Below are 26,330 nucleotides of genomic sequence, written 5' to 3' on the forward strand. Positions count from 1 at the left end.
GCACGGCGGAGCATCGCGTGGTCGTGCGCACGGCGCACGCTACCCGAACAGGCGCTTCACGGTGCGGGTGAGCCAGCCGTCCTGCTGGTGGTCCCTCACGAACTGGTTGAGGTGCCGCTTCACCGAGTCCGCGTAGGCCTTGTCGTCATTGCGGATGTGGTTGAACAGCCAGCGCGAGAGCATGCTGCGCAGTTCGTCCACGATGTCCTCGCCGGCTTCGAAGCGCAGCCGGTACTCGGAGACCCGCTTGGTGAACACCTCGTGCACGCGCTTGTGCGCGGCGCTGAACGGATAGCCGGCTTCCTCCATCAGCTCCTCCTCGAAGGCGAAGTGCGAGAGGGTGTAGTCGACCAGTTCGTCGATCACGTCGCCTACGGCGAAGCGTTCCATCGACTTCTGGGTGACATGCAGATGGTTGATCATCTCCACGATGCGACGGTGCTGGCCATCGATGATGTCGATGCCCGTGTCCATGTCGTCCTGCCAGATCAGCAGTGTCATGTGTGTATCCCCTGCCGGCGGATGCCGGAATGCGCAGGGAATTTAGGTTCGCACCGAAGTCGTGGCATTGATCGGGATCAATGCTGCGGCAGGTGGTCGCAGGGGCCTATGGGCTCTTGTAGGAGCGACGTGAGTCGCGACCGCCGACCTGACGCGTTCGGTACCCCTGGGGCGAGAGGGGCTTCTTCAGTGCCAAGTCGATGCGTGCCCGCATCGGGCTTTCGCGGGCGCTTCATTCTTCCGGTCGCGACTCACGTCGCTCCTACAGAGAGAGGTCAACCGCTCGACACCACCCGGTTGCGCCCGCCGGCCTTGGCCAGGTACAGGCGCCGGTCCGCTTCGCTGAGCAGATGATTGAGTGTCTGGCCCGGGAAGCGCGTCCGGAAGACACCGATGCTGACGGTCATGCGCAGCGTGTGGCTGCCGATGTCGACCTCCAGTGCTTCGATCGCGGTGCGCAGCGACTCGAAGTACTCCAGTGCCTCGCTTTCACCCAGGTAGGGCACCAGTGCACAGAACTCCTCGCCGCCGAAGCGGGCGATCAGGTCCTGCGTGCCGGCATGTCGCGCGATCGCCTGTGCGACGGCCTTCAATGCGACGTCGCCGGCCTCATGGCCATGGGTATCGTTGATGTGCTTGAAATGGTCGATGTCGATGATGGCGGAGGTGACCGCCTGCTGCCGGCCCAGCGTGTTCGGCAGCAGCGCGTGGCACTCGGCCAGGAAGTGGCGACGGTTCGGCAGGCCGGTCAGGAAGTCGCGCGTGGCCAGGTCCTGCAGCGTACCGATCAGCTCCAGCTGGTCGATGTTCTGCGACACGCGGCAGAAGAATTCCTCGCGCGAGAACGGCTTGTGCAGGAAGTCGTTGGCGCCGCTCTTCAGGAAGCGCGGCACCAGGCTGCCGTCGCTGGTGCCCGAGATGCCGATGATCGCCAGGTGGTCGCGCGCATGGCGTGCACGCAGCCGGCGGGTGAATTCATGCCCCTTCATGCCGGGCATTTCCTGGTCGACGATCGCCAGGCGGATGTCCGGGTTGGCGTCGAGCATCGCAAGGCCGGCTTCGCCATCCGCCGCTTCCACCACGCGGAAACCGTACATCGACAGCAGCGCTGCCGCATGCTGGCGTGCCGAGCGCGAGTCGTCGACGATCAGCGCGGCGATGCGGCGGTTGCGTTCCAGCCGCTGCACCAGCCACACCAGGTAGTCGATGCTGCCCGGGGTGTTCTTCAGCACGTAGTCCACCACCTGCCGACGCAGCACCTGCTCGCGCAGGGTGTCGTCGTAGACGCCGCTGACCACGACCGTCGGCAGCTGGCGCGACAGGAAGAACTCCACCACGTCGTCGTGGCTGCCATCGGCGAGCACCAGGCTGGTGACCACCATGAACCAGTCCGGATGCTTTTCCAGCATCGTCCGCGCCTCGGCCAACGTGGACGCGTAGACCACCGGCAGACTGAGTTTCTGTTCGATGGCCTCGCCGATGAGTCGCGCGTGCGTGCGCGAGTTCTCCACCACCATGATCCGTTGGGGCAAGGGCGAAGGCGTGGCGGGGGTGGGCGGAACACGCAGGGGTGTCGGCATCGTCATCGGCGCTACGGGGTATCCATGAACCCGTTATCGACCGGCCCGGGGTGTACTTGAGAGCGCCGTCACGGAATCGGATCGCTTGCGGGTCGGTTCACCAGAGCGCGTCGCGCAGCTTGAACCAGGCCATCGCCGCCACCAGCAAGGGCGTGCGCAGGGCGCGTCCGCCGGGGAAGGGACGGTGGTCGATCTTCGCGAACAGGTCCAGCCGCTCGGACTGGCCGCGGACGGCCTGGGCCAGCGTGGTTCCGGCAAGCCCCGCCGCGATCAGTCCATGGCCGGAAAAGCCCTGCGCGAAGTACAGGTTGGGCGCCAGCCGGCCCCAGTGCGGCGCCCGGTTGAGCGAAATGTCGATCATCCCGCCCCACAGGTACTCGATGCCCACGTCGTGCAGTTGCGGGAACACGCGGTGCATGCGCCGCGTCATCACGCCACGCAGGTTCGGGGGCGTCATCGTCGAATAGCTGGCGCGACCGCCGAACAGCAGGCGATGGTCGCGACCGAGGCGGAAGTAGTCCAGCGCCCAGTTGGTGTCCGCCACCGCCATGTCGTTGCGGATCAGGTCGCGGGCACGCGCCTCGCCCAACGGTGGTGTGGCGGCGATGTAGGTGCCCACCGGCATCATCCGCGATTCCAGTTCCGGCGCGATGCCGTGCAGCAGCGCGTTGCCGGCGAGGATCGCGGTGTCGCAGACGACTTCGCCCTGTGCCGTTTTCAGCACGGGGCGTGCGCCGCGCACCAGCTGCGTCACGCGCGACCCCTCGAAGATCCGCACGCCCGCATCCAGTGCGGCGCGACCCAGGCCCAGTGCGTATGCCAGCGGGTGAAGGTGGCCGCTGACCGGGTCGTACATCGCGCCGAGGTAGCGGTCGCTGGCCAGTTCGCTGCGCAGGCGATCGCGGTTCCACCATTGCACCGGGTGCTGGTAACGGGTGTTGAAGTCCTCGACTGCATGCTCGACCTCGCGCTGCTGGCGTGGCTTGATCGGCACCGTGGCGTGGCCGTCGCGCCAGTCGCAGTCGATGTCGTGCCGGTCGATGCGGCCACGTAGCCAGCGCAGGCCATCCAGCGACAGGTCGAACATCTTCTTCGCGTCATCGAACCCGACCAGCGCCTCCAGCTTCGCTTCGCCGCAGCTGAAGCCCGCGATGGCCTGGCCCCCGTTGCGGCCGGAGGCGCCCCAGCCGATGCGCTCGGCTTCCAGCACGACCACCTTGTAACCGGCCTCCGACAGTTCCAGCGCCGCCGACAGCCCGGTGTAGCCGGCGCCGAGGATGCAGACGTCGGCGTCGATGCGGCCTTCCAGCACCGGTTGTGCGGGCAGTGGCGTGGTGCTGGCGGCGTACCAGCTGTCGGGATAAAGAGCGCCAGAAGACGACATCACGAGATCTCTCGGCCGTCATTCCGGCGTACGCCGGAATCCATCTTGCTCTTGCAGCGGCCGGACAGCGAAACAGCAACGTGGATGACCCGCCGTTCGGCGGTTGAGAGCCCGGTGTACGCCGGAATGACGACTGGAAGAGCGCGCGACATTCGTCTCACACCGACCGCAGATACCACGCATATTCCAGATCCGTCACCTCGGTATAGAAGCTGTGCATCTCCTTGAGCTTCTGCTGGCCGTAGATGTGCTGGAACGACATGCCGAATTGTTCGCGGATGAACTCGCTGCCCATGAACGCGCCGATCGCCTCGCGCCAGAACGGTGTGCGGACCTCGGTCTGCTCGTAGGCGTTGCCGGTGACCGGGGGGCCGGGATCGAAGCCCTGTTCCATGCCGTGCAGCATGCCGGCGAGCACGGCGGCGGTAACGAGGTAGATGTTGGCATCGGCACCGGCGATGCGGTGTTCGATGCGCGTGTTGGCTTCGTCGCTGTGCGGGATGCGCATGGCGACCGTGCGGTTGTTGTAGCCCCAGGCGTCATTGAGCGGCACGAAGGCATTCAGCACGAAGCGCCGGTAGCTGTTGGCATGCGGTGCGAACAGCAGCAGGCAATCCTGGTCGCTGCGCTGCAGGCCGCCGATGGCGTGCTTCAGGGCATCGGCCGGTGCCGACGGCGGCGAGGCGAAGATGTTGCGGCCCTCGGCATCCAGCACGCTGGCGTGGATGTGCATGCCGCTGCCGGCCTGTTCGGCGAACGGCTTGGCCATGAAGCTGGCCATCAACCCCTGCTGCTGCGCGGCGGCCTTGATCGCGCGCTTCAGGTAGATGGCGTCGTCGCAGGCGAGCAGGGCGTCGTCGCGGTGTTTCAGGTTGATCTCGAACTGGCCCGGTGCGTATTCCGCCACCGCAGTGTCCGCGGGAATGCGCTGCGCCCGGCAGATGGCGGCCACCGCATCGGTGAAACCGCGGTAGTCGTTGAGGTCTTCCATGTAGTAGACCTGCGTGCTGGTGTTGCGCTGGCCGGTCGCCGGATTGATCGAGGTGCGTGGGCGACCGGCGTCGTCCATACGCTGGTCGAACAGGTAGAACTCCAGTTCCACCGCCACCACCGGCTTCAAGCCCCGCGCCGCATAGCGCGCCAGCACGCGCTTCAGCACTTCGCGCGGATTGGCTTCGAACATGCCGCCCTGTGCGTCTTCCATGCTCAGCAGGAGTTGTGCGGCAGGGCGCGGCGACCATGGCACGGGCCGCAGCGAGCCCGGCACGGGGCGGCACACGCGGTCCTCGTCGCCGATGTCGTAACCCAGCCCGGTTTCCTCGACGGTATTGCCGGTGATGTCGGTGGCGATCAGCGACATCGGCAGGCACACGCCGTCGCGATAGACCTTCTCCAGTGCCTCGCGCGTGATGCGCTTGCCGCGCAGCAGGCCGTTCATGTCCGGCAGCAGCAGGTCGATCTGCTCGCAATCGGGGATCGACGCCAGCGTGGCGGCATCGTCGGCAGGCAGGAGAGGCGCAGCGGAATCGGGGCGCATGGTGGTCATCCAGGAGGCTGCGGGCAGCTTAGCAGAGCAGTCGGCGCGTCAAGAATACTCAACGCGATAGATCCGGCAGGTTGATGAAACGCCCGAAATTGGTGCCGCAGCGCACCATATCAGCGCCGAAAACGTCATTTGAGGGCTTCGTGTTGTAAAAATAAAACGGCCGGGTTAACTTGCCTGCAAGCCATTCCGGGCTTCCCGCATGACCTCGCTGCCGCGGGTCGGTCTGCCGACCGACCACAAGCAAATCGGTGCGCATCCCTTTCTTGCCGTTGGCGAGAAGTACGTGCGCGCGGTGGTCGACGGGGCGGGCTGCATGCCACTGCTGGTGCCGACGCTGGACCCGGTGTTGCCGCTGCGCCAGGTACTCGACGGCCTCGACGGCCTGCTGCTGACCGGGGCGGTGAGCAATATCGAGCCGCACCACTACAGCGATGAGTCCAGCTACGAGGGCAACCTGCTGGATCCGCGCCGTGACGCCACCAACCTGCCGTTGATTCCGCTCGCCATCGAGATGGGCGTGCCGGTACTTGCCATCTGCCGCGGCTTCCAGGAAGTGAACGTCGCCTTCGGTGGAACGCTGTACCAGAAGGTCCATGAGCAGCCCGGTTTCATGGATCACCGCGAGAACAAGGACGATCCGCTGGACGTGCAGTACGGCCCTGCGCACGGCATCGCGCTGGTGCCGGGTGGCGTGCTTGCCACGCTGGTCGGTGACACGCGTGCCACCGTCAATTCGCTGCATGGCCAGGGCGTGCGTCGCCTGGGCGAAGGGCTGGTCGTCGAAGCGCAGGCGCCGGACGGCCTGATCGAGGCCTTCCGCCACGACGGACCGGCGTTCATGCTGGCGGTGCAGTGGCATCCCGAATGGAAGGTCGCGGACAACCCGTTCTACCTTGCACTTTTCCGGGCATTCGGCGATGCCTGTCGCGCCCGTGCGGCACGCCGCGGAGCCGTGGCATGAAGCGGCGGCATCCACCGCCATGGGAGGGCGGGCGCTGAAGCGCCCGTGTCCGATGTGGCTGGCCCTCGCGCCGGCGCCTCCCTTCCCAGGACCGTGTTCCCCATGAGCCAGAAACAGACACAACGAAAGACCGTCGCGGCCGCCGAGCCTTCCGAGAGTTCACTGCGCCGTTGGTTGAAAGAGCGCAGCATCACCGAAGTCGAATGCCTGGTGCCCGACATCACCGGCATCGCGCGCGGCAAGATCATCCCCGCCGACAAGTTCAGCCACGACTACGGCACGCGCCTGCCCGAAGGCATCTTCGCGACCACCGTCACCGGCGATTATCCCGACGACTATTACGACCTGACGTCACCGTCGGACTCGGACATGTTCCTGCGTCCCGACCCGGACACCGTCCGCATGGTGCCGTGGGCCACCGATCCCACCGCGCAGGTCATCCACGATTGCCACACCAAGGACGGCAAGCCGCACGACCTGGCTCCGCGCAATGTGCTGCGGCGCGTGCTGGCGGCCTATGAAAAGGAAGGATTGCGGCCGGTGGTGGCGCCGGAACTGGAGTTCTTCCTGGTGCAGAAGAACACCGATCCCGATTTCCCGCTGCTGCCGCCCGCCGGTCGTTCGGGCCGCCCCGAAACGGCACGCCAGTCGTACTCCATCGATGCGGTCAACGAATTCGACCCCATCCTCGACCTGATGTACGACTACTGCGATGCCATGGAGCTGGACGTGGACACGCTGATCCACGAATCCGGCGCCGCGCAGCTGGAAGTGAACTTCACCCACGACGATGCCTTGTCGCGCGCGGACCAGGTGTTCCTGTTCAAGCGCACGATGCGAGAGGCGGCGATGCGCCATGGCGTGTACGCCACCTTCCTGGCCAAGCCGATGGAGAACGAGCCCGGCAGCGCCATGCACATCCACCAGAGCCTGCTGGACGTGAAGACCGGCCGCAATGTCTTCACCGGCAAGACCGAAGGCAAGGGCAGCAAGCTGTTCGGCCATTACCTGGGCGGGCTGCAGAAATACGTGCCGATGGCGATGGCGTTCTTCGGTCCCAACGTCAATTCCTATCGCCGGCTGGCGCTGGGGCAGGTGGCGCCGATCAACGTGCAGTGGGGCTACGACAACCGTACCTGCGGCCTGCGCGTGCCGATGGACACGCCGGAAAACATGCGGGTGGAAAGCCGGTTCGCGGGTTCCGATGCCAACCCCTATCTCGCCATGGCCGGGACGCTGGCCTGCGGCCTGCTGGGCATCCGCGAACAGCTCAAGCCGACCGAACCGCTTTCCAGTAGTGCGCAGGATCTCGGTTTCGAGCTGCCCCGCTCGCTGGGCGAGGCGCTGGATGCGCTGGAAGACTGCAAACCCCTGCAGGAACTGATGGGGGCGCGTTTCGTGCGCGCCTACGTATCGGTGAAGCGCAAGGAATACGAAACCTTCTTCCGCGTGATCAGTTCGTGGGAGCGGGAGTTCCTGTTGTTGAACGTTTGAATGCTGTGCCCTTCTCCCGCCGGGAGAAGGTGGCGCGACGCGCCGGATGAGGGTGCCGCGGCATCGGGATGGTTCACCGCCGATGGTTCTGTCGGACCCTCACCCCAACCCCTCTCCCAATAGGAGAGGGGCTCAATCATTGGAGCCTGTATGACCCGACTCGACACCCGCACCCTGCAGAAGCTCGACGCCGAGCACCACCTGCATCCGTTCAACGACAACGCCGCGCTGGCGAAGAAGGGCACGCGCATCCTGACCAAGGGGGAGGGATGCTATGTCTGGGATGCGGACGGCAACCAGCTGCTGGATGCCTTCGCCGGCCTGTGGTGCGTCAACATCGGCTACGGCCGCCGGGAACTGGGCGAGGTGGCGTCGAAGCAGATGACGCAGCTTGCCTACTACAACAGCTTCTTCCAGTGCACCACCGAGCCGACCATCGCGTTGGCGGCGAAGCTGGCGGAACTGGCGCCGGGCGACCTCAACCATTCCTTCTTCGTCAATTCCGGTTCGGAAGCCAACGACACCATCCTGCGCATGGTCCGCCACTTCTGGGCGGTGCAGGACCAGCCGCAGAAGAACATCTTCATCGGCCGCCACGACGGCTACCACGGCACCACCATGGCCGGTGCCAGCCTCGGCGGCATGAAGGGGATGCACAAGCAGGGCGGCCTGCCGATCCCGGACATCCACCACATTGATCCGCCGTTCTGGTTCGCCGACGGCGGCGAGCTGTCGGAGGACGAGTACGGCCTGGTCGCGGCGCGCCGGCTGGAGCAGAAGATCCTGGAACTGGGGCCGGAGCGCGTGGCGGCCTTCATCGGCGAACCCATCATGGGTGCCATCGGTGTCTACATTCCGCCCAAGACCTACTGGCCCGAGATCGAACGCATCTGCCGCCAGTACGACGTGCTGCTGGTGGCCGATGAAGTCATCTGCGGCTTCGGCCGCACCGGCGAGTGGTTCGGCTCGCAGTACTTCGGTTTCCAGCCCGACATCATGCCGGTGGCGAAGGGCATCACCTCGGGTTACATCCCGCTGGGTGCCGCGATGTTCAACGACCGCGTGGCCAAGGTATTGAAGGAGCAGGGGGGCGAACTGGCGCACGGCGCCACGTATTCCGGCCACCCGGTCTGCGCGGCGGTGGCGCTGGAGAACATCCGCATCCTGCAGGACGAGAAGATCGTCGAGCGTGCGAAGAACGAGGTCGCGCCTTACCTGGCGCAGCGCTGGGCCGAACTGGGCGAGCACCGGCTGGTCGGGCAGGCGCGTATCGCCGGCATGGTCGGCGCACTGGAACTGGTGCCGGACAAGGGCAAACGTGCGTTCTTCCCCGAGCGCGGTACCGTCGGCCCGCGTTGCCGCGACCACGCGCTGAAGCACGGACTGATCCTGCGCGCCACCTGGGATGCGATGCTGCTGTCGCCCCCGCTGGTGATCACCCGCGCGCAGGTGGACGAGTTGTTCGACAAGACGTGGAAGGCCCTCGACGACACCGCGGCGGACCTCGGGATGTAGCGTCATCGAACGGTCCGTGCGCTGCGTCACAGCGCCGCGGCCCGGGCGTATGATGGTTCCCTCCCCGATCCTGATTCCATGGAGAACCCGATGAAGCTCAAGACCCTCACCGTCATGCTGGCCGCCGCCGTGCTGGCTGCCTGTGGCGGCAAGGACGAGACGGCCGCCGACGGCGCGCCCTCCAAGACCCTCAACGTCTACAACTGGTCGGACTACATCGCGGAGGACACGATCCCCAATTTCGAGCAGTCCACCGGCGTCGAGGTCACGTATGACGTGTTCGACAGTGATGAGATGGTCGAGACCAAATTGCTGGCCGGCAGCAGTGGTTACGACGTGGTGGTGCCGTCGCTCAGTTTCCTGGGGCGCCAGATCCAGGCCGGCGTGTTCCTGCCGCTGGACAAGAGCAAGCTCCCGAACCTGAAGAACCTCGACCCGAAGATGCTCGAACGCATCGCGCTGCAGGACCCGGGCAACCAGTACGCCGTGCCGTATCTCTGGGGCACCAGCGGCATCGGTTACAACGTCGACAAGATCAAGGCCATCTTCGGCGAAACCGCCGTGACCGGCAGCTGGGACGTGGTGTTCAAGCCGGAGAACGCGGCCAAGCTGAAGGACTGCGGCATCACGGTGCTGGACACGCCGTCGGAGCTGATCCCGATCGCGCTGAACTACCTGGGCGAAGACCCGCACAGTTTCGATCCGGCCACCATCGACAAGGCGGCGGCGCTGCTGAAGTCGATCCGGCCGTACATCCGCAACTTCCACTCGTCTTCCTACATCAATGACCTCGCCAACGGCGATGTCTGCCTGGTGGTCGGCTGGTCGGGCGACATCATCCAGGCGCGCGACCGCGCGGCAGAGGCGGGCAACGGCGTCAACGTGGCGTACTCGATCCCGAAGGAAGGTGCGCCGCAGTGGTTCGACATGCTGGCCATCCCGAAGGATGCGAAGAATGTCGACAACGCCTACGCCTTCATCAACTACCTGCTCGACCCGAAGGTAGCGGCGGCGAACACCAACTACGTGACCTATCCGAACCCGGTGCCGGCGTCCCGGCCGCTGGTCGAGAAGAGCATCGCCGAGGATCCGACGATCTATCCACCGGCGGACGTGGACGCGAAATTGTTCACTTTCGCGGTGCTGCCGCCGGAAGTGGATCGCCAGTACACGCGCATCTGGACGGAGCTGAAGACCGGACGCTGAAACACACGAGGGCGCGGGCCAGGACGGACGCGCCCTTCGTCATCGTGGCGTCACCCACGGGAGCGGGTGGCGACACAGGGGAGGGGAGAAGGGGAGCAACGCCGGCACGGAACAGGCCATTGCAATGACAGCATGCCCGCGGCGGCCATAGGCCGGTACGGGACCACATCAAGCCGCCCTTGCGGGCCGAACGGAGAGAGATTGATGAAACTGCGCGTACTGGCAACCACCCTGGCCCTGTGCACCCTCGCCGCATGCGGCGGAAAACCCGCCGGAGAAGGCGGCACCGACACTGGCGGCGCCAAGCAGGTCAACGTCTACAACTGGTCCGACTACATCGCCGAAGACACCATCCCGAACTTCGAGAAGAGCACCGGCATCAAGGTGACCTACGACGTGTTCGACAGCAACGAGGTGCTGGAAACCAAGCTGCTGGCCGGCAGCAGCGGTTACGACGTGGTGGTGCCGACGATGAACTTCCTCGGCCGGCAGATCCAGGCCGGCGTGTTCCTGCCGCTGGACAAGAGCAAGATCCCCAACTACGCCAACCTCGACCCGGCCATCATGAAGCGGCTGGAGAACCAGGACCCCGGCAACCAGCATGCGATCCCCTACATGTGGGGGACCACCGGCATCGGCTACAACGTGGACAAGGTGAAGGCGGCCTTCGGCAATACCGATATCGCCAACAGCCTGGACATCGTGTTCAAGCCCGAGAACATTTCCAAGTTGAAGGACTGCGGCGTGACCTTCCTGGACACGCCCTCGGAGATCATCCCGATCGCGCTCAACTACCTGGGCGAGGATCCCAACAGCCAGGACGCGGCGGTGATCGACAAGGCCGCCGCCCTGCTGAAGACGATCCGCCCGTACATCACCAACTTCCACTCCTCGCAGTACATCGACGCGATGGCCAATGGCGATACCTGCCTGGTCGTGGGCTGGTCGGGCGACATCATCCAGGCGCGCGACCGCGCCGCCGAAGCGGGCAACGGCGTCAACATCGCCTATGCGATTCCGAAGGAAGGCGCGCCGCAATGGTTCGACATGCTGGCCATCCCGAAGGGCGCCAAGCACGTCGATGAGGCCTATGCCTTCATCAACTACCTGCTCGACCCGCAGGTGATGGCGAACAACTCGAACTTCATCAGCTATCCGAATGCGATCCCCAAGGCGAAGGATCTGATGGAGAAGACGATCACCGAGGATCCGACGATCTATCCGACGCCCGAGGTCGAGGCCAAGCTGTTCACCTTCGCCATCATTCCGCCGGAAGTGGACCGCCAGTACACCCGCATCTGGACGGAACTGAAGACCGGCAAGTAAGCACCGCGGCCGGGGCGGACGTGGTCCGTCCCGGTACCCGGTGATCGTACATACCCACATCCAGGCCGGCGCCCATGCAGCCCGGCGACCAGGGGAACTCCATGGCGGCAGAACAGGGCAACGGCGCGGCACAGAACGGCAAGGCGAATGCGCAGGAGTATCTGCGCATCGTCGATGTGCGCAAGGAGTTCGATGGTTTCGTGGCGGTGGACGACACCAACCTGACCATCCGCAAGGGCGAGATCTTCGCCCTGCTCGGTGGATCGGGCAGCGGCAAGTCGACGCTGCTCCGATGTCTGGCAGGCTTCGAAAAGCCCTCGTCCGGCAAGATCTATCTGGACGGTCAGCTGCTCAACGATCTGCCCCCGTACGAGCGGCCGCTCAACATGATGTTCCAGTCGTATGCGCTGTTCCCGCACATGACGGTGGAGCAGAACATCGCCTTCGGCCTGAAGCAGGATGGCCTGTCCAAGGATGCCATCAGGAAGCGCGTGGAAGAGATGCTCGCGCTGGTGCAGCTGGGCAAGCTGGCCAAGCGCAAACCGCATCAGCTTTCCGGCGGCCAGCAGCAGCGCGTGGCGCTGGCGCGCTCCCTGGCCAAGGGCCCGAAGCTGTTGCTGCTCGATGAACCGATGGGCGCGCTGGACAAGAAGCTGCGCTCGCAGATGCAGCTGGAACTGGTGAGCATCATCGAGAAGTCGGGCGTGACCTGCGTGATGGTCACCCACGACCAGGAAGAGGCGATGACCATGGCCACGCGCATCGCGCTGATGGACCAGGGCTGGATCCGCCAGGTCGGTACGCCCGACGAAATCTACGAGCAACCCACCAGTCGCTTCGCCGCCGAGTTCATCGGCTCGGTCAACCTGATCGAAGGCGTGGTGGAGGAGGACGAAGCCGACTACGTCACCATCCGCTCGCCGCAGCTGCCGGATCCGATCTACATCGGCCATGGCATCTCCGGCTTCGAAGGACAGGAAGTCGGCTTCGCGGTGCGGCCGGAGAAGCTGGGCATCGGCAAGCAGGAACCGGAACAGCCGCACAACAAGGCGAAGGGTGTGATCGAGGACATCGCCTACTTCGGCAGCCACTCGGTCTACCACGTGCGCCTGCCGAGCGGTTACAAGTTCATGGCCAACTTCGCCAACGTGCAGCGCTGGGCCAGCGAGGGACTCACCTGGAATGATGAAGTCTGGGTGTGGTGGGGCGACAACGACGGCGTGGTGCTGACCTCATGAACATCCTCCGTTCCCTGGGCAAGCGCCTGCCGGGGCCACGCTGGGGCGTCATCTCGGTGCCCTACGTGTGGCTGCTGCTGTTCTTCGCCATCCCGTTCCTGATCGTGCTGAAGATCTCGTTCGCCAAGCTGGCGATCGCGATGCCGCCGTACACGCCCATCCTCGAATACATCGACGAGGCATTGACGCTCAAGCTCAACCTGGGCAACTACACCGCGCTCTTCACCGACTCGCAGTACATCCAGGCGTATCTCAGCTCGATCAAGATCGCGGCCATTTCAACGTTCCTGGCCTTGCTGGTGGCGTACCCGATCGCCTACGTCATCGCACGCCTGCCGCCTTCGTCGCGCAACATCGCGATGATGCTGGTGGTGCTGCCGTCGTGGACATCGTTCCTGATCCGGGTCTACGCGTGGATCGGCATCCTCAAGAACAACGGCCTGCTCAACAACCTGCTGATGAAGATCGGCATCATCGACGAACCGCTGCAGATCCTGTACACGCCGATGGCCGCGTACATCGGCATCGTCTACTGCTATCTGCCGTTCATGGTGCTGCCGCTGTATACCAACCTGGTGAAGCACGACAACCGGTTGCTGGAGGCGGCCTACGACCTGGGCGCCAAGCCGTGGAAAGCGTTCTTCACCATCACGCTGCCGCTGTCGAAGGCGGGCATCATCGCGGGCTGCATGCTGGTGATGATCCCGGCGGTGGGTGAATTCGTCATACCGGAACTCCTGGGTGGCCCGGATACGCTGATGATTGGTCGGGTGCTGTGGGGCGAGTTCTTCAACAATCGCGACTGGCCAGCCGCATCCGCCGTGGCCATCGTCATGCTGATCCTGCTGCTGATCCCGATCCTGATCTTCAACCGCGTCCAGCAACGCGAACTGGAAGGGAGGCTGACATGAGCCGCGTCGGACAACGCACGGTCAACTGGGTGGTGCTCGGGCTGGGTTTCGCGTTCCTGTACGTGCCGGTCTTCATCCTGATGGTGTACTCCTTCAACGAGTCGCGCCTGGCCACGGTGTGGTCGGGTTTCTCGTTCAAGTGGTACGGCGAGCTGTTCCGCGACGAGAAGATGCTGCGCGCCGCATGGATCAGCATCAAGGTCGCGTTCTGGACCGCCAGCGCCGCGGTGGTACTGGGCACGATGGCGGCCCTGGTGATGACCCGCATGCGCCGCTTTCCCGGCAAGACACTGTTCGGTGCGCTGATCACCGCGCCGCTGGTGATGCCGGAGGTGATCATCGGCCTGTCGATCCTGCTGATGTTCGTGTCGCTGGGGCAGTTCATAGGCTTCAAGCCGGGCGGCATCCTGTCGATCTGGATCGCGCACGTCACCTTCACCCTGGCGTTCGTCACGGTGGTCGTGTCCTCACGCCTGTCCGAGCTGGACAAATCGCTGGAGGAAGCGGCGATGGACCTGGGTGCCAACCGCATCAAGGTGTTCTTCCTGATCACGCTGCCCATCATTGCGCCGGCGCTGGTATCCGGATGGCTGCTCGCCTTCACGCTGTCGCTGGACGATGTGGTGATCGCCAGCTTCGTTGCCGGGCCCAGTTCCACCACGCTGCCGATCGAGGTGTTCTCGTCGGTGCGACGAGGCCTGAGCCCGAAGATCAATGCGTTGGCCACGCTGATGATCCTGGTGGTCAGCGTGGCGGCGTTCCTGGGCTGGTGGTTCATGTATCGCGAGGAGAAGCGTCGCCAGCGCGACGTGCAACTGGCGTTGCAGGAGAACGGCTGATGCGGTGGCAGCCACGCGCCTGCCGCATCCCGATCCCCTTGTAGGAGCGCTCTAGGGCGCGATGCTTTTTGTTGGGGTGTAGGGAAAGCATCGCGCCCTAGGGCGCTCCTACAAAGCCACGACGATCCGCTAACACACGCCGTCCGAAGATGTCGGCCAGGCAAGAGAATCTCCCATGACCGTCGAAACCATCAATCCGGCGACCGGCAAGGTCGACTACTGCCACGAACTGATGACCTCCGCGCAGGTGGATGCCGTGCTGGCGGCGTCGCAGCAGGCGTTTCCGAGCTGGGCCGCACTGTCGCTCACCGAGCGGGGCAAGCGGCTGCGTGCGGTCGGGGCCGAACTGCGCCGCCGCCGCGATGACATCCAGCGCATCATGACGGCCGAGATGGGCAAGCTGCGCAAGGAAGCCCTGGCCGAAGTCGACAAGTGTGCCGGCGCCTGCGACTACTACGCCGACCACGCGGCCGATTACCTGCAGGACCAGCCCGTCGCCACCGACGGCCAGCGGAGCTACGTGCGCTACGAGCCGCTCGGCTGCGTGCTGGCGGTGATGCCGTGGAATTTCCCGATATGGCAGGTCTTCCGATTCCTCGCGCCCGCCTTCATGGCCGGCAACGTGGCCGTACTCAAGCATGCGAGCAACGTGCCGCGCTGCGCCGACATCATCGGCGAGGTGCTGTCGACCGCCGGCTTGCCGGACGGCGTGTTCGGCGTGCTGCATATCGACAACGACCAGGCAGCCGAGGTGATCCGCGATGCGCGTGTCGTCGCCGTGACGCTGACCGGCAGCGAACGCGCCGGGCGTTCCGTCGCCGCGAATGCCGGCAGCCAGTTGAAAAAGAGCGTGATGGAACTGGGTGGCAGCGATGCCTTCATCGTGCTGGACGATGCCGACCTGGAGAAGACGGTGGCCGGCGCGGTGGCGTCGCGCTTCGGCAACGCGGGCCAGACCTGCATCGCGGCCAAGCGCTTCATCGTGCAGGACGCGATCGCGGACGAATTCGTGAAGCGCTTCGTCGAGGCGGCATCGAAGCTGCAGCTGGGCGATCCCCAGGACGAGGCCACCACGCTGGCACCAATGGCGCGCCAGGACCTGCGCGACGAACTGCACAAGCAGGTGCAGGCCAGCGTGTCGAAGGGTGCGAAGGTGCTGTTGGGCGGCCAGCCCGATGCGTCGCATGCCGGTTATCCGGCTTCGATCCTTGATGCGGTCGTGCCCGGCATGCCGGCCTACGAGGAAGAACTCTTCGGCCCGGTGGCCAGCATCCTGCGGGTTAAGGACGATGCCGAAGCCGTGCGCGTGGCCAACGACACCACGTTCGGCCTGGGGGGCAGCGTGTGGACGAAGGACGTGGAGCGGGGCGACCGCATCGCGCGGCAGCTACAGGTGGGTGCCGCCTTCGTCAACGCCATCGTCCGCAGCGACGTGCGCCTGCCGTTCGGCGGCACCAAGCGCTCCGGTTTCGGCCGCGAGCTGGCCGAGCACGGCATCCACGAGTTCATGAACATCAAGTCGGTCTACGTGGCCTGAGACTTGCCGGCAACGGACGTGGGAGCGACGTGAGTCGCGAACCGGGAAGCCTGAAAGCCTCGCGACTCACGTCGCTCCCACGTCCGTTGCGATCCAACGGTGGAACGGATGGTTACGGTGGCCGCCGTTCCTAAGCCGCCATGCCGGTGCCATCTTGTCGGCAGTCGAACTGGAGGCACCATGAACACCCTGACCGATACCACGCCCGCCCGCGTGATCCGCACGATCCGCGGCCGACCCACGTCCGACGGCGCCGGCGTCAAGCTGACCCGCGTGATCGGGGGCCCCGACCTGCCGGACCTGGATCCGTTCCTGCTGCTGGACGAGTTCGGCACGGACAAGGCCGAGGATTACCTTGCCGGTTTTCCCGAGCATCCTCACCGCGGCTTTGAAACCGTCACCTACATGCTGGACGGCCGCATGCGCCATCGCGACAACCACGGCAACGAAGGCCTGCTGACGCCGGGTGCGGTGCAGTGGATGACCGCCGGTCGTGGCCTGGTGCATTCGGAGATGCCCGAACAGGAATCCGGGCGCATGCGCGGCTTCCAGCTGTGGGTGAACCTGCCGGCGCGCGACAAGATGACGGCGCCGAAGTACCAGGAATTCGCACCGGAGAAGATCCCGGTTGCACATCCGGCCAAGGGAATCGTGGTGAAGGTCATCGCGGGCGCCGTCGGCGACACGCAGGGCCCGATCTCCCAACCGGCCACCGATCCGGTCTATCTCGACATTTCGCTGCAGCCCGGACATGCGTGGGACTACACGTTGCCCGCGGGCCACAACGCGTTCGCCTACGTGTTCGAAGGCGCGCTGACGGTGGGCGAGGGCGACGAAGCCCGCCCGCTGGACACGCACGAGATGGGGGTGCTGGGCGGTGGCGACACGCTGCAGCTACGTGCAGGCAGCCAGCCTGCGCGGTTGATCCTGGTGGCGGGCCGCCCGCTGCGCGAACCCGTCATGCGGCATGGCCCCTTCGTGATGAACACGCGGCAGGAACTGATGCAAGCCTTCGTCGACTTCCAGGAAGGCCGGTTCTGACGCGAAGGGCGGAATCGCTTCCCGCCGTGGATGCCGCCGGTGGCGTCAGTTGCCGGCGGACAGCTGCGCGCTGGCCGCACGCACATCGAGTTGCTGGGCCAGCGAAATCATCGAGCCCAGTTCTTCCGCCGAGTCCGCGTTGATCCAGACCTGCGCGTACTGGTCGTCGTCGAGTTCGACCACGGTGATGCGGCGGGACTCCATGCCGGGCACGTCGCGTCCGCCCAGGTCCAGCTTGTACCAGTAGATCTCCTCGCCGGAGAACGTGCTTTCTTCTTCGCGCAGGCGCCGTTCCAGGCGGATCTTGGGGTCGCGCGAGGTCAGCATCACGTTCAGTACCTGGCGCCCATCGGCGGTGACCGCCTTGCAGGCGATGAAGCTGGCGTCGGCGCGCTGTTCCCATTGCAGGCCGGCGTTGGCGGGCAGGGTGGGGCACGCTGGGGCAGCCTGCGCCCACGCGGAGGCGGAAAAGAGGCAAAGGCAAGCGGCAATCACGGTCTTCATGGAAATCCCCTGGATGGAGCGCCCCGGCAGGCGGAGCCAATTCGTCCGCGTCGTGGCAGGCCGCGTGCGGCCGCTGCGTAGTCCCCTGGCATTCCACGACGTCGGCTGCCGTTTTCCCCCGGCAGTTGACCCGACCATAGCCCATGCTGCGTCGCAAAACAACGCAAGGCGTGGCCGAACGGCGACACCCGTCACGCCGCTTGTCGGGCCTGTGCCCGGTGTTTCCGGGCACAGGCCGAAGGGTTCAGTCGCGGTCCCGTCCCATCCAGCCGTACAGCATGCCGCCGATCAGGCCGCCCAGGATCGGGGCCAGCCAGAACAGCCACAGCTGCCCGATGGCCGCCGGGCCGGCGAACAGCGCCACTGCGGTGGAGCGTGCCGGGTTCACCGAGGTGTTGGTGACCGGGATGCTGATCAGGTGGATCAGGGTCAGCGCCAGGCCGATCGCGATCGGTGCGAAGCCGGCGGGCGCGCGTCCATGGGTCGAGCCCATGATGACGATCAGGAAGAACGCCGTGAGCACCACTTCGGTCAGGAATGCCGCCGCCACCGAGTAGCCGCCGGGCGACATCGCGCCGTAGCCATTGCTGGCGAAGGCGCCTGCCGCGTTCGGATCGACCGCGAAGGCCGGATTGCCGCTGGCGATCTGCCACAGGATGAAGCCGGCCGCGAGGCCGCCCAGCACCTGCGCCACGATGTACGGCACCAGGTCCTTGACCGGGAACCGGCCGCCCGCCCACAGCCCGAAACTCACCGCCGGGTTGAAGTGCCCGCCCGAGATGTGGCCGAACGCATAAGCGCCAGTGAGCACGGTCAGGCCGAAAGCCAGTGCCACGCCGAGAAAACCGATGCCGAGCGGGTTGCCGTCGCCGCCGAAATGGGCTGCCAACACTGCGCTGCCGCAGCCGCCCAGCACCAACCAGAATGTTCCCAGGAACTCCGCTGCGAGCTTCTTTGCCAGACTCATGCCAACCCCCATCGGTGTGCGTCCCGTCACATGACGGTGCGCGCACGATAGCGGAAGCCGCGCGTCGCAAGTGTTTGCTTTGCGTTATGCCGGGCGCATTCAAACGGCAATGAAGGAGGTGTCACATTTGCCGGATGCACGCGGGTCCATCAGCGCTCGGGCAAGGGAATGAACTCGGTTTCACCCGGCACATGGCCGAAGCGGCCGTCCAGCCAGTCCTGCTTGGCCTGTTCGATGCGCTCCTTCGAACTGGAAACGAAATTCCACCAGATATGACGCGGTGCATCGAGCGGCTCGCCGCCCATCAGCAGGCCCTTGAGCGGCGTCTTCGCGCGCAGCACCGGTCGGGTGCCACGGTCGAACACCACCAGATGCTTCTCCGGGATGTCGGCGCCGTCCACCTGGGCGTCGCCCTCGAGGATGTAGAGCGCGCGTTCGGCGTGGTCGTTGTCGATCTCCAACTCCGCGTCCGGCTGCAGGTCGATGGCAACGTTGAACGTGCCGCTGAATACCTTCACCGGCGATTCCTGGCCATATGCCTGGCCGGCAATGACGCGCAACCGGACGCCCGGGCGGTCCAGCACTGGCAGCGTGGCCGCCGCGTGGTGATGGAACTCGGGCGCGACTTCTTCGTACGACGTCGGCAGCGCCACCCAGGTCTGCATGCCGTGCACCGCATGCTGGCCGGTGCGGACGTCCACCGGCGTGCGTTCGGAGTGGGCGATGCCGCGGCCGGCGGTCATCCAGTTGACGTCGCCGGGGGTGATCACCTGTTCCGAACCCAGCGTGTCCTTGTGGTTGATCGCGCCGGACCAGAGGAACGTCACCGTGGCCAGGCCGATGTGCGGATGCGGGCGGACATCGATGCCGCGCCCGGGCTCGAACACCGCCGGCCCCATGTGGTCGACGAATACGAACGGTCCCACGCTGCGGGCCTGCAGGCTGGGGACGGCGCGGCGCACGTTGAAGCCGCCGCCGAGGTCGTGCACGCGGGGTGCGATGATCGTGGTCATGGGCAGATCCTCCGGGAGAGGACGAAGCATCGCACGGGACATGGCGCATGCCTGCGACGGAACGGAAACGGATTGTTGCGCGAGGGATCAGTCGCGCCGCGACGCCAGCCGGTCCGCCAGTCGCGTCGGCTCCGGCAGGCGGTAGCCACGCAGGGCACGCAGTACCCAGTCGAGAGCGCCCTGCATCGACACCCGGTGGCCAGGCGACACGATCAACGGATTGCAGCGCACCTTGCTGCGCAGCGCCCAGCCGATCTGCTCGCCGCGATGGATGAGGGGCGTGCGCTCTCCGGGCGTCGCGCCAAGCGCGTCGTGCTTGCCGCACAGCACGTTTTTCGCCACGCCGATGCTGGGCAGTCCGGTCGCCACGCCGAAATGCGCGGCGATGCCGAGCCTGCGCGGATGGGCGATGCCCTGGCCATCGATGAACGCAAGGTCGGGCGCGTGCGGCAGGCGGTCGAGCGCGGCAATCAGCGCGGGCAGCTCACGGAAGCTCAGCAGGCCGGGGACGTAGGGCATGGAGGTGGGGACGCGCACCACCTCCGACGCAACGGGTTGCAGCGTGTCGGCGGCGAGCAGCACGGCGGCGGCGCGCGTGACGGCGCCTTCGTCTTCGAAACCGACATCGAAACCCGCCAGCCAGCGCGGTGCTTCAGGTACGTCATCGCGTACCGCCACTTCACCGGCGAGGCGTTCCTGCAGGCGTCGCGCATCCGCGATGCTGCCGTCCCAATCGCCGAACACGCGACTCATGGGGTCGATGGCGCGCCGTAGCGCTGCACTTCGAGCGTGGCGCGGCCATCGGCGCCGATGCGAACGAGGGACACGCGGTCGTACTCGTTGTCGTCCATGGGCGCGGTCGCGCATCCGCACAGCGCGGCGACCAGCTCGGGCACGGTATTGCTGTGGCCGACGACGAGCACGGTGCCGGCGCGATGCGCCTGTTTCCAATGCATGGCGATCTCGCCGGCCGGACCGCGCGCGTAGTACGCCGTCACCGGGACCGAATGCGTCTCCGCGACGGGATGCGCGGTTTGCTGCGTTCTCCGGAACTCGGTGGCATAGACGGCCGTCAGCGGGGCATCACGCAGGCGCTCGGCGAGGATGCGCGCACGCGCCCGTCCTGCCGCGGAGAGGCTGGGATCCTCGGCGTCGTCGGTCGCCTTCTCGGCATGGCGTACCACCACGTACGTCAGGGGCGCGGACGGTTCGCGAGGCGACAGCGTGCCGCAGCCGGAGGCGAGCGATGCCAGCAGCAACAGGACGGGAAAGCGGAACCGGTGCGGCAGGCGCATGACATTCCTGGATGAAGGGCGGGCGGCGAGCGTGCAACGGACGGTGGCCCGGCGCAAGCGGTGTCGTCACGGCGCTGCGGCTACGATAGGGCCAGGTCCGTGAAGAGGGGGAGACCATGCGCAAGTGGCTGCGCCGGGTGGGCATAGCCCTGCTGTTGCTGGTGGTGGCGTCGGCGATGGCGCTGTACAGCTACGGTCGATTTGCCGAGGGCGCGCGCGGTCCGGCGTCGCAGTCGTTGCCGACGGCGGCCGATGCGACGGCACTCGATCGTGCCATTGCGCCGATGCTGCACGAACGTCGCGGGCAGAGCGGCATGGCGCTGTTGTCGGACAACCTGGACGCCTTCACGGTACGCGCCGCCACGGCGCGTGCGGCGGGCCGCAGCCTGGACCTGCAGTACTACATCTGGAACCAGGACTTCACCGGCAACCTGCTGAGCTATGAAGCGCTGCGCGCGGCCGACCGCGGCGTGCGCGTGCGCCTGTTGCTGGACGACATGACCGCGCACGGCAAGGACTCCCACCTGGCTGCGCTGGATGCACATCGCAACATCGAGGTGCGCCTGTTCAATCCTTCGCGCAGTCGTGCCGGCGTACTGGGGCGCGCCAGCGAGATGCTGCTGCGCCCGGTCAGCATGAACCGCCGCATGCACAACAAGGCCTGGATCGCCGATGGACGCGTGGCCGTCGTGGGCGGCCGCAATGTGGGCGACGAGTATTTCGACGCCGCCGCGCAGACCAATTTCCTCGATCTGGATGCGGTACTGGTCGGACCTGCGGTCGCACAGGCAGCGGCAATCTTCGACGACTTCTGGAACAGCGCCTCGGTCATTCCGCTCGCAGCGCTGACGACCGCGGAGGAGGGCGCGCTGGAGCGGTTGCGCGAGAACGGCGATGCCGGCTATGCGTCCGCGCAGGCGGGCGACTATGTGGCGAGGTTGCGGCGTTCACCCGGCGTCCGCGCGCTGGCGGGAGGCAATACGCTGCACTGGCTGGACGATGTGGGTGTGTATTCCGATCCCGCCTCCAAGGGCCGGGGGGAAGGACAGGGCCAGTGGCTGGTCCACCGGCTGGGCAAGGCGATGGGTGAGGCCAAGCGCGAACTCCGGGTGATCTCGCCGTACTTCGTGCCGGGCGACGAGGGCACGCGCTGGCTGGTGGCCAGGCGTGCGCAGGGGGTGGATGTCAGCGTACTGACGAACTCGCTGGCCGCCAACGACGTCATGGCCGTGCATGGGGGATACGCTCCCTACCGGGTACCGTTGCTGGAAGGCGGCGTGACGCTGTTCGAGCTGATGCCGCATGGCGACCAGGACAGCAGCCTGTTCGGTTCCAGCGGTGCCAGCCTGCATACGAAGGCCTTCGCCGTGGACGATGACGCCGGCTTCATCGGTTCCTTCAATCTCGACCCGCGCTCGGTCAACCTCAACACCGAGATGGGCGTGCTGTTCCGCGACCGTGGCGCCGCCGCCGCACTGCTGCGCAGCTACCAGGCCAAGATCGCGCCGGACACGAGCTATCGCGTGTACCTGCAGGATGGCGCGCTGCGCTGGGAAGACGCCTCGCAACAGCCACCGCGCGTCTGGGACCGCGAGCCGGAAGCCAGCGTATGGCGTCGCTGGACCGCACGCGCCATCGGCTGGCTGCCGGTCGAGTCCCAACTGTAGCGTGCGCCACGCGCACGACCGCACGAGGTCAAGCCGCGCGTCGTGCGCATGGCGCACGCTACGGGTCGGCCATGCGCACTACCGCGTGATCCGTCAACACCCGCGGTCGTGCGCACAGCGCACGCTACGAATCATGTGGCCAGCGTGGTCAACAGGCCCTTCGCCGCATTGAAGCGGTCGGGCGCGTCCGGCAGGGGCACCTTGATGCGCAGCTTGTCCGGGCCGTCCATGGTGTAGAGCTTCGGCTGCTTCTGGATCAGCTGGATGACCGCCATCGGGTCGATCTTCGGCTTGGTCTCGAACACGATGCGGCCGCCATGCTCGCCCAGCTCCAGCTTGCGTATGCCCATCTCGTTCGCGGCGAGTTTCAGTTCCGCCGTGGCGAACAGGTACTTGGCCGGGTCCGGAAGCAGGCCGAAGCGGTCGATCATCTCCACCTGCAGGTCGCGCAGTTCGTCCTTGTCGCGCGCGCTGCTGATGCGCTTGTACAGGGTCAGGCGCGTGTGCACGTCGGGCAGGTAGTCATCCGGGATCAACGACGGCACGTTCAGTTCGACTTCCGCGCCGCGGCGTTCCTGGCCCAGGTCCACGTCGGGCAGGTGGCCGGCCTTGATCGAACGCACCGCGCGCTCGAGCAGTTCGGTGTACAGGCTGAAGCCCACCTCCGCCATCTGGCCACTCTGGTCTTCGCCCAGCAGTTCGCCGGCGCCACGGATTTCGAGATCGTGCGTGGCCAGGGTGAAGCCGGCGCCCAACTCGTCCATCGAGGCGATCGCGTCCAGCCGGCGTTGCGCATCGGCGGTGATGCTGCGCTTGTCCGGCACCACGAGGTACGCGTAGCTGCGATGGTGCGAACGGCCGACGCGCCCGCGCAGCTGGTGAAGCTGCGCCAGGCCGAACTTGTCGGCGCGGTTCATGATGATGGTGTTGGCGTTGGGTATGTCGATGCCGGACTCGATGATGGTCGTGCACAGCAGCACGTTGAAGCGCTGCTTCTGGAAATCCAGCATCACCTGTTCCAGCTCGCGTTCCGGCATCTGGCCGTGCGCCACGCCGATGCGCGCTTCCGGCACCAGTTCCTGCAGGTCGCGCTGCATGCGCCCGATGCTTTCCACATCGTTGTGCAGGAAGTACACCTGGCCGCCGCGCGACAGCTCGCGCTGGAAGGCCTCCTTCAGCATCGCCGCGTCCCATGGCGTGACGAAGGTCTGCACGGCCATGCGGTTGGCCGGCGGCGTGGCGATGATGGACAGGTCGCGCAGGCCGGCCATGGCCATGTTGAGCGTGCGCGGGATGGGCGTGGCGGTCAGCGTCAGCAGGTGCACGTTCGCGCGCAACGCCTTCAGCGCTTCCTTCTGGCGCACGCCGAAGCGCTGTTCCTCGTCCACGATCACCAGCCCGAGATCCTTGAACTTCACGTCCGGTTGCAGCAGGCGATGCGTGCCGACGATGACGTCCAGCTTGCCTTCCGCCAGGCGGTCGAGCTCGGCCTTGATCTCCTTGGTGGTCTTGAAGCGCGACAGCACTTCCACCTTCAGCGGCCAGTCGGCGAAGCGGTCGCGGAAGTTGCGGTAGTGCTGCTCGGCCAGCAGTGTGGTGGGCACCAGCACCGCCACCTGCTTGCCGGCGCTGGCGGCGGCGAACGCGGCACGCACGGCGACTTCGGTCTTGCCGAAGCCCACGTCGCCGCAGACCACGCGGTCCATCGGCTGGCTGCTGGCCAGGTCGCGGATGACGGCTTCGATGGCATGGTGCTGATCGGGCGTCTCCTCGAACGGGAAGCCGGCCGCGAACGGTTCGTACATCGCGCGGTCCAGGTGCAGCGCCAGGCCGGCGCGCGCCTGCCGGCGTGCCTGGATTTCCAGCAGTTCGGCGGCGACGTCGCGGACCTTCTCGGCGGCCTTTTTCTTGGCCTTGGCCCATGCCTCGCCACCGAGCGAATGCAGCGGCGCCGTTTCCACCGACGCGCCGGAGTAGCGGCTGATCAGGTGCAGCTGCGCCACCGGCACGTACAGGCGGTCGCCCTTGGCGTATTCGATCTCGAGGAACTCGCCCGGCATGCCGCCCACGTCCATCGCGATCAGTCCGCGATAGCGGCCGACGCCGTGGTCTTCATGGACGATGGGCGCGCCTTCGGTCAGTTCGCCGAGGTCGCGGATGATCGCCTCGGGCTCGCGGCCGGTGCGTTTGCGGCGGTGCGCCTGGGTGGCGCGCTCGGGGAACAGCTGGCGCTCGGTGAGTACCGCGATGCACGGGTCGTCCAGTGCGAAACCGTCTTCCAGTGGCGCCACGCCGATCGCGAAGCGGGGAAGCCCCTCTCCCTCCGGGAGAGGGGTCGGGGTGGGGGCGCGGGAGGTGCGCGATGGTTCCGTTGTCGAGGTCTCCGCCGCACCCTCATCCGGCGCTTCGCGCCACCTTCTCCCGGAGGGAGAAGGGAAGAAGGCGGCAAAATCGGCGACGACCACCGGCTTCAGCTCCGCCGCCTGCAGCACTTCCAGCAGGGCCTCGCGGCGACCGGGCGAGTCAGCGGCGATCAGCACGCGGCCCGGGTAGTGGCCGAGGAACGACTTCAGGGCCTCGCCCGCAGGTGCGTCCTTCGCCGCGACTGGCAGCGGCGGCAATGGCTGGTCGCCCAGCGGCAGCGCGTCGAGATGGCGGTTGTGCTGGGGACCGCAGACTTCCACGCGCGCGCGCTGGTTGAGTTGCTCGCGCAGGCCATCCGGCGGCAGGTACAGCTCTTCCGGCGGCAACAGCGGGCGTTCGATGTCGTGGCGGCGCTGCTCGTAGCGGTTGCGTGTCTGCGCCCAGAAGGCCTCAGCGGCTTCACCGAAGCCGTCGGTGAGCACGGGCAGCGTGTTTTCCTGCAGATAGTCGAACAGCGTGGAGGTCTGGTCGAAGAACAGCGGGAGGTAGTACTCCACGCCCGCCGGTGCCAAACCGGACTTGAGGTCCTGATAGAGCGCACTGCGGCGCGTGTCCACGTCGAAGCGGTCGCGCAGCAGCGTCATCGCGCGCTCCACCGACCGCTCGTCCAGGGGCACTTCGCGCCCGGGCAGCAATCGCACGGCATCGGTCCGGTCGAGCGAGCGCTGGCTTTCCGGGTCGAAATGGCGGATCGAGTCGATGCTGTCGTCAAGCAGTTCGATCCGCAGCGGCGCCTCCGCGCCCATCGGATAGACATCCAGCAGGCCGCCACGCACGGCGAAGTCGCCCGGGTCCAGCACTTGCGGGACATGGCGGTAGCTGGCGGCTTCCAGGCGGCGTTTCTCGGCATCGAAATCGAGTTGCTGTCCGACGCGATAGTCGAAGCTGCCGCCAACGATGTGGCGCAGCGGCGACAGGCGCTGCATCAGCGTCTGCACCGGCACGATCACGATGCCGCGCGCCAGCGTGGGCAGGCGGTGCAGCGCGGCCAGGCGCTGCGACACGATGTCCGGGTGCGGGCTGAACTGGTCGTAGGGCAGCGTCTCCCAATCCGGGAACGGCACCACCGGCACGTCGGCCACCGTGCCCAGCAAGGTGTGCAGGTCCGCTTCCACCTGGTGCGCTTCGTGGTTGTCGCGCGCAACGACCAGTAATGGCCCGTCATGCGCGCGCGCGGCGGAGGCGATGGACCAGGCCAGCGCGGTGGGCGACGCGGGCGCGCGCCACCAGGCGCGGGACTGGCCGCCACGAGGCAGGGGCGGAGCGGGCGGGGCAGGTTTCTTGGTATCGGTCATGGGTACACAAAACAGCGGCAGCGCCGGACACCATGGGGTGCCCAGCGCAAAGGGAGGTGGAGTTTACCAAGTGCGCGCCGACGGGC

At 66.3% G+C, this 26,330-nt stretch carries 21 protein-coding genes; 11 read left to right on the forward strand and 10 right to left on the reverse strand.

Features of this window, described 5'->3' with window-relative positions; translation table 11 throughout:
- Nucleotides 1-39: 39 nt before the first annotated feature.
- The 4 genes from OY559_RS06230 to OY559_RS06245 form a co-directional block, all read right to left on the reverse strand.
- Entirely contained in the window at nucleotides 40-501 is a 462-nt protein-coding gene (locus tag OY559_RS06230; protein ID WP_277729192.1) for a bacteriohemerythrin, read from the reverse strand.
- A gap of 275 nt (nucleotides 502-776) precedes the next feature.
- Nucleotides 777-2,081 (reverse strand): GGDEF domain-containing response regulator, encoded by a 1,305-nt coding sequence (locus tag OY559_RS06235; RefSeq protein WP_277729193.1) that lies wholly within the window; start codon nucleotides 2,079-2,081, stop codon nucleotides 777-779.
- A gap of 97 nt (nucleotides 2,082-2,178) precedes the next feature.
- Nucleotides 2,179-3,465, reverse strand: a complete 1,287-nt coding sequence (locus OY559_RS06240; RefSeq protein ID WP_277729194.1) for an NAD(P)/FAD-dependent oxidoreductase — start codon at nucleotides 3,463-3,465, stop codon at nucleotides 2,179-2,181.
- Between the two features lie 157 nt (nucleotides 3,466-3,622).
- Nucleotides 3,623-5,002: a glutamine synthetase family protein gene (locus tag OY559_RS06245; protein ID WP_277729195.1), complete on the reverse strand. Its 1,380-nt coding sequence runs from the start codon at nucleotides 5,000-5,002 to the stop codon at nucleotides 3,623-3,625.
- A gap of 208 nt (nucleotides 5,003-5,210) precedes the next feature.
- Here OY559_RS06245 and OY559_RS06250 point away from each other — a divergent pair, with 208 nt between their 5' ends.
- From OY559_RS06250 to OY559_RS06295, 10 genes are all read left to right on the forward strand, one after another.
- A complete protein-coding gene (locus OY559_RS06250) occupies nucleotides 5,211-5,972 on the forward strand; it encodes a gamma-glutamyl-gamma-aminobutyrate hydrolase family protein (RefSeq protein WP_277729196.1) in 762 nt (253 codons plus the stop codon).
- Between the two features lie 102 nt (nucleotides 5,973-6,074).
- Nucleotides 6,075-7,466 carry a glutamine synthetase family protein gene (locus tag OY559_RS06255; RefSeq protein WP_277729197.1) on the forward strand — a complete coding sequence of 464 codons (1,392 nt, stop codon included), beginning with the start codon at nucleotides 6,075-6,077 and terminating at the stop codon, nucleotides 7,464-7,466.
- A 150-nt stretch (nucleotides 7,467-7,616) separates the two neighbouring features.
- Complete coding sequence (locus OY559_RS06260; protein WP_277729198.1) at nucleotides 7,617-8,981, forward strand: aspartate aminotransferase family protein; 1,365 nt, start codon at nucleotides 7,617-7,619, stop codon at nucleotides 8,979-8,981.
- 90 nt (nucleotides 8,982-9,071) lie between these two features.
- Nucleotides 9,072-10,187, forward strand: a complete 1,116-nt coding sequence (locus tag OY559_RS06265) for a polyamine ABC transporter substrate-binding protein (protein WP_277729199.1) — start codon at nucleotides 9,072-9,074, stop codon at nucleotides 10,185-10,187.
- 204 nt (nucleotides 10,188-10,391) lie between these two features.
- Complete coding sequence (locus tag OY559_RS06270) at nucleotides 10,392-11,513, forward strand: polyamine ABC transporter substrate-binding protein (protein WP_277729200.1); 1,122 nt, start codon at nucleotides 10,392-10,394, stop codon at nucleotides 11,511-11,513.
- Between the two features lie 101 nt (nucleotides 11,514-11,614).
- Nucleotides 11,615-12,751 carry an ABC transporter ATP-binding protein gene (potA, locus tag OY559_RS06275; protein ID WP_277729201.1) on the forward strand — a complete coding sequence of 379 codons (1,137 nt, stop codon included), beginning with the start codon at nucleotides 11,615-11,617 and terminating at the stop codon, nucleotides 12,749-12,751.
- Nucleotides 12,748-13,662: an ABC transporter permease subunit gene (locus tag OY559_RS06280; protein WP_185742000.1), complete on the forward strand. Its 915-nt coding sequence runs from the start codon at nucleotides 12,748-12,750 to the stop codon at nucleotides 13,660-13,662. The genes potA and OY559_RS06280 overlap by 4 nt, the downstream gene beginning before the upstream one ends.
- Complete coding sequence (locus OY559_RS06285) at nucleotides 13,659-14,501, forward strand: ABC transporter permease subunit (RefSeq protein ID WP_277729202.1); 843 nt, start codon at nucleotides 13,659-13,661, stop codon at nucleotides 14,499-14,501. Before OY559_RS06280 ends, OY559_RS06285 begins: the two co-directional genes overlap by 4 nt.
- 175 nt (nucleotides 14,502-14,676) lie before the next feature.
- Nucleotides 14,677-16,038, forward strand: a complete 1,362-nt coding sequence (locus tag OY559_RS06290; RefSeq protein ID WP_277729203.1) for an NAD-dependent succinate-semialdehyde dehydrogenase — start codon at nucleotides 14,677-14,679, stop codon at nucleotides 16,036-16,038.
- 180 nt (nucleotides 16,039-16,218) lie between these two features.
- On the forward strand, nucleotides 16,219-17,079 hold the full coding sequence (locus OY559_RS06295) for a pirin family protein (RefSeq protein ID WP_277729204.1): 861 nt from the start codon (nucleotides 16,219-16,221) through the stop codon (nucleotides 17,077-17,079).
- A gap of 45 nt (nucleotides 17,080-17,124) precedes the next feature.
- On the opposite strand, the gene OY559_RS06300 is transcribed toward OY559_RS06295, so the two are convergent.
- The 5 genes from OY559_RS06300 to OY559_RS06320 form a co-directional block, all read right to left on the reverse strand.
- Complete coding sequence (locus tag OY559_RS06300) at nucleotides 17,125-17,583, reverse strand: hypothetical protein (protein ID WP_277729205.1); 459 nt, start codon at nucleotides 17,581-17,583, stop codon at nucleotides 17,125-17,127.
- Nucleotides 17,584-17,827: 244 nt separating this feature from the next.
- Nucleotides 17,828-18,550, reverse strand: a complete 723-nt coding sequence (gene aqpZ / locus OY559_RS06305; RefSeq protein ID WP_142123942.1) for an aquaporin Z — start codon at nucleotides 18,548-18,550, stop codon at nucleotides 17,828-17,830.
- 149 nt (nucleotides 18,551-18,699) lie between these two features.
- Nucleotides 18,700-19,563 carry a pirin family protein gene (locus OY559_RS06310; protein ID WP_277729206.1) on the reverse strand — a complete coding sequence of 288 codons (864 nt, stop codon included), beginning with the start codon at nucleotides 19,561-19,563 and terminating at the stop codon, nucleotides 18,700-18,702.
- 87 nt (nucleotides 19,564-19,650) lie between these two features.
- Nucleotides 19,651-20,316 (reverse strand): deoxyribonuclease V, encoded by a 666-nt coding sequence (nfi, locus tag OY559_RS06315; protein WP_277729207.1) that lies wholly within the window; start codon nucleotides 20,314-20,316, stop codon nucleotides 19,651-19,653.
- Nucleotides 20,313-20,858 carry a SixA phosphatase family protein gene (locus tag OY559_RS06320; RefSeq protein WP_277729208.1) on the reverse strand — a complete coding sequence of 182 codons (546 nt, stop codon included), beginning with the start codon at nucleotides 20,856-20,858 and terminating at the stop codon, nucleotides 20,313-20,315. The genes nfi and OY559_RS06320 overlap by 4 nt, the downstream gene beginning before the upstream one ends.
- Nucleotides 20,859-20,974: 116 nt before the next feature.
- On the opposite strand from OY559_RS06320, the gene OY559_RS06325 reads away from it, so the two are divergent.
- Nucleotides 20,975-22,525: a phospholipase D family protein gene (locus tag OY559_RS06325; RefSeq protein ID WP_277729209.1), complete on the forward strand. Its 1,551-nt coding sequence runs from the start codon at nucleotides 20,975-20,977 to the stop codon at nucleotides 22,523-22,525.
- A gap of 131 nt (nucleotides 22,526-22,656) precedes the next feature.
- Here OY559_RS06325 and mfd read toward each other — a convergent pair whose 3' ends face one another.
- The gene (mfd, locus tag OY559_RS06330) at nucleotides 22,657-26,244 is read right to left on the reverse strand and encodes a transcription-repair coupling factor (protein WP_277729210.1); all 3,588 of its coding nucleotides are present in this window, start codon (nucleotides 26,242-26,244) and stop codon (nucleotides 22,657-22,659) included.
- Nucleotides 26,245-26,330 lie beyond the last annotated feature (86 nt).

Origin of the sequence: Pseudoxanthomonas sp. SE1 (assembly GCF_029542205.1) — a bacterium.
In the GTDB taxonomy this organism is placed as follows: Bacteria; Pseudomonadota; Gammaproteobacteria; order Xanthomonadales; family Xanthomonadaceae; genus Pseudoxanthomonas_A.

Coding starts and splice junctions, on each gene's coding strand:
- aqpZ (WP_142123942.1), bottom strand. CDS start 18,550: ATGAGTCTGGCAAAGAAGCTCGCAGCGGAGTTCCTGGGAACATTCTGG.
- OY559_RS06255 (WP_277729197.1), top strand. CDS start 6,075: ATGAGCCAGAAACAGACACAACGAAAGACCGTCGCGGCCGCCGAGCCT.
- OY559_RS06230 (WP_277729192.1), bottom strand. CDS start 501: ATGACACTGCTGATCTGGCAGGACGACATGGACACGGGCATCGACATC.
- mfd (WP_277729210.1), bottom strand. CDS start 26,244: ATGACCGATACCAAGAAACCTGCCCCGCCCGCTCCGCCCCTGCCTCGT.
- potA (WP_277729201.1), top strand. CDS start 11,615: ATGGCGGCAGAACAGGGCAACGGCGCGGCACAGAACGGCAAGGCGAAT.
- OY559_RS06320 (WP_277729208.1), bottom strand. CDS start 20,858: ATGCGCCTGCCGCACCGGTTCCGCTTTCCCGTCCTGTTGCTGCTGGCA.
- OY559_RS06290 (WP_277729203.1), top strand. CDS start 14,677: ATGACCGTCGAAACCATCAATCCGGCGACCGGCAAGGTCGACTACTGC.
- OY559_RS06260 (WP_277729198.1), top strand. CDS start 7,617: ATGACCCGACTCGACACCCGCACCCTGCAGAAGCTCGACGCCGAGCAC.
- OY559_RS06280 (WP_185742000.1), top strand. CDS start 12,748: ATGAACATCCTCCGTTCCCTGGGCAAGCGCCTGCCGGGGCCACGCTGG.
- nfi (WP_277729207.1), bottom strand. CDS start 20,316: ATGAGTCGCGTGTTCGGCGATTGGGACGGCAGCATCGCGGATGCGCGA.
- OY559_RS06310 (WP_277729206.1), bottom strand. CDS start 19,563: ATGACCACGATCATCGCACCCCGCGTGCACGACCTCGGCGGCGGCTTC.
- OY559_RS06250 (WP_277729196.1), top strand. CDS start 5,211: ATGACCTCGCTGCCGCGGGTCGGTCTGCCGACCGACCACAAGCAAATC.
- OY559_RS06245 (WP_277729195.1), bottom strand. CDS start 5,002: ATGCGCCCCGATTCCGCTGCGCCTCTCCTGCCTGCCGACGATGCCGCC.
- OY559_RS06270 (WP_277729200.1), top strand. CDS start 10,392: ATGAAACTGCGCGTACTGGCAACCACCCTGGCCCTGTGCACCCTCGCC.
- OY559_RS06265 (WP_277729199.1), top strand. CDS start 9,072: ATGAAGCTCAAGACCCTCACCGTCATGCTGGCCGCCGCCGTGCTGGCT.
- OY559_RS06300 (WP_277729205.1), bottom strand. CDS start 17,583: ATGAAGACCGTGATTGCCGCTTGCCTTTGCCTCTTTTCCGCCTCCGCG.
- OY559_RS06295 (WP_277729204.1), top strand. CDS start 16,219: ATGAACACCCTGACCGATACCACGCCCGCCCGCGTGATCCGCACGATC.
- OY559_RS06235 (WP_277729193.1), bottom strand. CDS start 2,081: ATGCCGACACCCCTGCGTGTTCCGCCCACCCCCGCCACGCCTTCGCCC.
- OY559_RS06240 (WP_277729194.1), bottom strand. CDS start 3,465: ATGTCGTCTTCTGGCGCTCTTTATCCCGACAGCTGGTACGCCGCCAGC.
- OY559_RS06285 (WP_277729202.1), top strand. CDS start 13,659: ATGAGCCGCGTCGGACAACGCACGGTCAACTGGGTGGTGCTCGGGCTG.
- OY559_RS06325 (WP_277729209.1), top strand. CDS start 20,975: ATGCGCAAGTGGCTGCGCCGGGTGGGCATAGCCCTGCTGTTGCTGGTG.